The sequence below is a fragment of the Myxococcales bacterium genome, from assembly GCA_022563535.1.
In the GTDB taxonomy this organism is placed as follows: domain Bacteria; phylum Myxococcota_A; class UBA9160; order UBA9160; family UBA4427; genus DUBZ01.
The window spans coordinates 1-5,816 of the sequence record JADFNE010000131.1 but is presented as its reverse complement, the minus strand read 5'-3'; the positions used below and the strand labels follow the sequence as shown (position 1 = coordinate 5,816).

Here is a 5,816-nt window from a genome sequence, read left to right as displayed (position 1 = left end):
GGGGCGGTGGGGATGCGGTAGAGACTCCAGCGCGCCTTAGGGCTCCCAGCCCTCGGGCACCGGCCAAATCGCATATGAATCTGGGCCAATTGGCGGTCCGCTACTTGGCGGTGTGATGTGAAACCCCGGTACGGTCCGGGCACATCCTTTACAGAAGTCCAGGCACATCCTTTACACATGGAGGATGCCCTGGATGGAGACGAACTCTACGAAGCAGCGTCAGCAGTTCTTTCGCGACTACGCGAGTGGCCAGTGGTCGATGAGCGAATTGTGTGACCGATATCAGATATCCCGGCCCACCGGATACAAGTGGATCGACCGGATCGAACGCGAGGGCCTCGAGGCTGCCGATGACCGATCGAGAGCCCCGGATCGTCACCCCAACCGAACGCCAGAGAAGATCGAGAACGAGATCTTGGCACTGCGGGAGAAGTACGGCTGGGGTGCGACGAAGCTCAGCCAGATCATCGAGAGACGCCATCCCAAATGGGATCTCCCCGCTCGGAGCACAGTCAATCTCATTTTGGATCGACACGGCGTGCTCAGAAAGAATCGACGGCCCAAGAAATGGAAGCATCCTGGTGCCGTACGACTCGACTCTGCCGGGCCCAACCAGATCTGGCCTGCCGACTTCAAGGGACAGTTCAAGACCCGAGACGGGAAATACTGCTACCCGCTGACGGTCACCGATCACTACAGCCGAATGCTCTTGCTCTGCAAGGGACTCCTTACAGTACGCTCGGACGGCGCAAAGCCAGCATTTAGGCGCCTCTTCGAGGAGTGTGGACTTCCTGATGCGATTCGCACCGACAACGGAGCTCCGTTCGCTTCAACGGGAATCCATGGTCTGAGCGTCCTCAACGTCTGGTGGATGAAGCTCGGAATCGTCCATCAACGAATCAAACCTGCGAGTCCTGGGCAGAACGGTCAGCACGAGCGCATGCACAAGGACTTGAAGCGAGAAGCCACACGACCCCCGGCCGAGAACCTGGCGAAGCAACAAGGGCTTCTGGATCATTTCCAGCACGTCTACAACTACGAACGGCCCCACGAAGCGCTCGACGGCGACTTCCCCGCCGAACGATGGGAACCTTCAAAGAAGGAGTACCCGGGTCGCCTCCGCCGACCCGAGTATCCAGGACACTTCGAGATCCGCAGAGTCAGTGCGTGTGGAGCCTTCAGGCTCCACTCCGGCAAATACTTCCTGGGCAATGCCCTCAAAGGAGAAGACATCGGATTCGAGGAAGTCGACGATGCAATCTGGAGCATCGTCTACTACAACACGATCCTGGGACGGATCGACCTACAAACTGGTAAGATCACCGGCAATTGAGAAGGTGTAAACCATGTGCGTGGACTTTTGTTTGATCTTCCCCCGATTAAATGGACACCACTTTATCTGCGCTGCGCCCGCTGTGTAAGGATTCTGTGAGAACACGCTCAGGCGTGCTCAGCTGAGGCCCAGCCTGATAAACTCGCGCCACGTTTGAAAGCCGGTACACGCGATCGGCTGAAGAAATGGAGCGTATGCCCGCCTACGAAGGTGTCCTGGATGTCGGAGCGGAGGTGTCACCTGCTGCCGAATACACCCCCCGCGAAGAATTGGTTCACACCATTTCCCACGGACTTGGCTTCGTCGCTGCGGTGATCGGCTTGGTCGCTCTCCTCGCCGCCAGCTCCGAGCGCGGCACGGCCTTGGACATTGTCGGCGTCGGCATATTCGGAATCACTCTCACGTTCCTTTACGCTTCCTCCACTCTGTATCACGGCCTTCCCGAATCCGCCTCCAAGAACATCATGCGCAAGCTCGACCACATCGCGATCTATCTGCTGATATCGGGCACCTACACGCCGTTCGTCCTGACGAAGATGCAGAGCTCGCGGGGCTGGGCGATCCTGATCCTGATCTGGGTCCTCGCCGTCGTCGGCATCGTGCTCGAGCTCGTGGGAAACGGCCGGAAACGCAGAACCTCGCTTGCCCTCTACCTCGCGATGGGATGGCTCGCGGTGTTCGCGGTGGAGCCGCTGCTCGAGACGCTGGCACCTGCGGGCGTTACGCTCCTCGTGCTGGGCGGAGTCGTCTACTCGGTAGGCATCATCTTCTATGCCTGGCGCAGGCTTCCCTATGGCCACGCTGTGTGGCATGGCTTCGTTCTCGGAGGTAGCGCATTGCACTTCACGGCGGTGATTGGCTTCGTCGTTCCCTGAGACGAGCACGGCTGGCCGAGCTCGAAGCGATCAGAATTGGATGGTGGTCATGCAACGTACGCGCGGGTTCATGAATCTGGTGTTCGACGTGGTCGAGGAGACTACCTGTCTCATCGAGCGGACACATGATGCGGTCGTGGAGCGGTGGGCGCGGCGGTTTGCGGCGATCGAGCCGGCGAGGAGCACCGCGAGGGTCGTCACAGGTGTCCAGACAGCCCTATCCGGGGGCGTGTTCGAATCGATTCGGATAGTCAATCGGATCACTCGCAGCGCGGTGAATGCAGTCGCCGATCTTGCCGAAGTCCGCCTGCATCAATCTCTCGATTCTGGCGTCGTCGAGCTCGCGACACCGATCAGGTCGACGGCTGCGGGAACCGCGAGCTGGAACGTCGACTACCTCCAGTCTTCACTCAATGGATTCTGGGGCGACTACTTGAGCCGGCGGAGGAGTCTCCTCGATCTCGGCATGACGGTGCGCCATCACGGACGACCGCTTCCAATGACCCCGAAGGCTCTCGCTGCGGCCTATTCGAACCCGACGAGCAAAGTCTGCGTTTTCGTGCACAGCCTGGCCGCGACAGAGTGGCTGTGGAGCCTGTCCTCGGAGGCGCACTACGGCGATCCCGACGTGACCTTTGGCACGCGGCTTCGTGACGACCTCGGCTTCACGCCGATCTACCTGCGATACAACACGGGGCGACACATATCCGAGAATGGGCGCGCTCTGGCGACGCTGCTCACAGAGGTGTTGGCCGCGTATCCCATACCGATCGAAGAGATCGTGCTCGTCGGGCACAGCATGGGCGGCTTGGTCGTGCGGAGTGCGGCCCACTACGCGCGTGAGAACGACGAGCCCTGGCTCGCACAGCTGCGTCACGTCGTGTGTATCGGCGGTCCGCATCTCGGAGCGCCGCTCGAAAAAGCCGTGAACCTGCTCACCGGCGTACTGAGAAGCGTCGAGGCCGCCGGCGCGCAAGTTCCAGCCGAGCTGCTCGATTCCCGCAGCTCTGGCGTCAAAGACCTTCGTTACGGCTACACCGTAGACGAAGAGTGGGCCGGCAAGGATCCAGACGAGGTACTGGCCGATGCCCGACACGATGTGCCGCTGGTCGACGGGGTCGGGTACTACTTCCTCGCGGCGACGATCTCACGCGACCCGGAGCACCCGGTCGGCCAGCTCCTGGGCGACTTGTTGGTTCGGCTGCCGAGTGCATCCGGTGAAGCTTCCGAGCCCGTCCGCCGCATCCCCTTTTCGAGTGGGGCGGTGTTCCCCGGGATCAGTCACATCCACATCGCCAATCACCCCGACGTCTACGAGGCGTTGCGCGACTGGATCGCGGCATAGTCTGGTCGATGTGAGGGGGATGGCCCAAGCGCGGAGCCATCCAACCGGCCCGCCTCCCCTCACGACCGTGGATCGAGCCCCTCGAATAGAGCTGGACTAAAAGGAAAGGGTGGTAGTCCGAGTTCTGCTGACGGGAAACACCTGCGGGAGAGCAGCCGGGAGCAATTCGCTGATCCTGGCTCACGCTAGAGAGTGAATTGCCCTCTCAAATTACACAGCCTGTGGAAGAGCTGACGGCGACCTGCCTCGCCGAGAACAGGAGCGCGCACAGCGGGGTCGCGAAGCTAGAATGCCTGTCTAGCCTGTCACGAACAACACGGGGAGAATACGTGGACGTTGTTACACCGACTCTTGAAGAACTCGCCTCACTACGGAAGGAAGTTGCCGATGGCCCCGTTGTGATGGTCAACTTAATCAAATTTCGAGAGCCCGACGGCAGAGCGCGCTTCGGAGACTACTCGCGTCTGACCGCTCCGCTGCTCGAAAAAGCGGGAACCGAGGTCGTCTACGCCGCGCAAGCGGGCCCGTCGCTTTCGGGCGTCGATTGGGACTTGGTGGCTCTGGTGAAGTTTCCAAACATCGACGCCTTCATCGAGATGATTGGAAGCCCGCTATATCAAAACGAGGCGGGCCCACTGCGCAAAGAAGCACTAGAGCGAACCGTTTGGCTCGTGACGCAGCCCTAAATCGAAGAACGTGGCTACCTCGACCGGCCCGGGGCCGTCGCGTGATCACCGGAGATTGAGTCTCCGGAGCAGCTTCCCGGCACGCCCCCCGCTGTGGACACTTCGGCCACATAGGACACCAATCTCATAAACTCTCCCTATAGAGTTCTATATTTCAGAGTTATCAGAAATGGTGTCTTGGGTGTCCGATGTGTCCACTCGGGGGGCCATCTAGCCTGGCCTGAGCGTGGTCACGCCGCCACGCAGATTGCGACACTCGAACAAGGGCTACTCGCAGTCTAGCGGTTGACATTCGTGCACCAACGCGCTCCGAGTGCAGAATGTCCTTGGACGCAGCACAGCTAGATTCGTGATACCAAAGGCACCGCAAAAAAGCGTACTATTGATATCGAGTTGCCCACTCTCTTTAACTTCGACCGCGGTCTGATTTCGTGGCGAAGGAGGATTTGCGGAATGCCAACCGCAAGACGACAAGCTTCGTTTTATCTGGATCTAGCGACCCAACGAAGGAACGAAGAAACCCTCGCCGAAGCCCACGCGCTCGCCGACCTGGCAGGCGACAAGTACGCCGCCGCAGCCGTCCATCAACTGATCGCGGCAACATTGCCAGATTCGGGCTACGCAATTATGATCTATCCGTGCCTTTACAAAACACATTATGGCGGCGAGGAATACGAAAAAAGACGGATGCCAAGTGGTCATGCGCTCGGCTTGAAGCAGGGACTTCGAAGTGTGAGTGAACTCGCTGTGAAGAATCAGAAGGACATCGAAACACGGCACAGCCGGTACTTTCCCAATTACCGGACGATGGACCAGAGCCAGCGAGAAGAGGCCGTAAAGAGATTCAGCGACGAACTTCAACGCGTATACAAGTGAAAGTCGATGACGCCTGTCCGCTCTCTTTAAACCGCATGAGACCGCATGAACATCGCCACCTTAAACTTGGGACACCAGGCAAGACGCCCACGCCTCATCCCCACCGACCTACTCGAAGCGTTGCTCGCCTTAGAAGCCGACCTCATCTTCCTCACCGAGTACGTCAACACTTCTGAGTACGAGACGGCGCTTCGCACTCGTTGGACGCACGTAGAAATGTCCGAGCAGCTGCCGTACAACGCTCGGGGACTATGGTCGAACCAAGTGGCGGCGCTATCCAGGGAGCCTCCCTCGTTCTTCCAGGCATCCCATCTGTCCCCGACCAATATTCTATAGTAATTCCGGACGGATTCGCGGTCCCGCCTGGATCCCGAGCGTCGTAGCCAAACTTGACGAAGAACTGCGAGGGCGAGGGCAGGAGGCTGACCTGTATGTCAAGATTTCTACGGAGAGCACTAGCAGCGGCCACCCTGCTCACCTCGCTGCTGGCGATCGGCTGCGTGCCAACCGTTATCGCAACAGTCGTGTCGGGATCCATACTCTCCGGCGCAGCAGCGGATGCCTATCTTGGTCAGATCCAAGCTATTCGCCTCAGCACCGGAATCAGCTACGAGGAATTCGATCAGGAGATGTGGGAGTACATCCCGCATGAGTACTCAAAAATACTGATGTCCAGGATATCTTCGTTCGCGAAGGCGTAT

General features: G+C 59.2%; 6 protein-coding genes. All 6 read left to right on the top strand.

Annotation, left to right across the window (positions count from 1 at the left end; genetic code table 11):
- Window positions 1-193: 193 nt before the first annotated feature.
- The gene (locus IH881_20035) at window positions 194-1,333 is read left to right on the top strand and encodes an IS481 family transposase (protein ID MCH7869991.1); all 1,140 of its coding nucleotides are present in this window, start codon (window positions 194-196) and stop codon (window positions 1,331-1,333) included.
- A 185-nt stretch (window positions 1,334-1,518) separates the two neighbouring features.
- Window positions 1,519-2,208: a hemolysin III family protein gene (locus tag IH881_20030; protein MCH7869990.1), complete on the top strand. Its 690-nt coding sequence runs from the start codon at window positions 1,519-1,521 to the stop codon at window positions 2,206-2,208.
- Between the two features lie 49 nt (window positions 2,209-2,257).
- On the top strand, window positions 2,258-3,553 hold the full coding sequence (locus IH881_20025; GenBank protein ID MCH7869989.1) for an alpha/beta hydrolase: 1,296 nt from the start codon (window positions 2,258-2,260) through the stop codon (window positions 3,551-3,553).
- A gap of 401 nt (window positions 3,554-3,954) precedes the next feature.
- Window positions 3,955-4,239: a DUF1330 domain-containing protein gene (locus tag IH881_20020; GenBank protein ID MCH7869988.1), complete on the top strand. Its 285-nt coding sequence runs from the start codon at window positions 3,955-3,957 to the stop codon at window positions 4,237-4,239.
- Window positions 4,240-4,692: 453 nt separating this feature from the next.
- Complete coding sequence (locus IH881_20015; protein ID MCH7869987.1) at window positions 4,693-5,115, top strand: hypothetical protein; 423 nt, start codon at window positions 4,693-4,695, stop codon at window positions 5,113-5,115.
- Window positions 5,116-5,546: 431 nt separating this feature from the next.
- On the top strand, window positions 5,547-5,816 hold a 270-nt coding region (locus tag IH881_20010), incomplete at its 3' end, for a hypothetical protein (GenBank protein ID MCH7869986.1).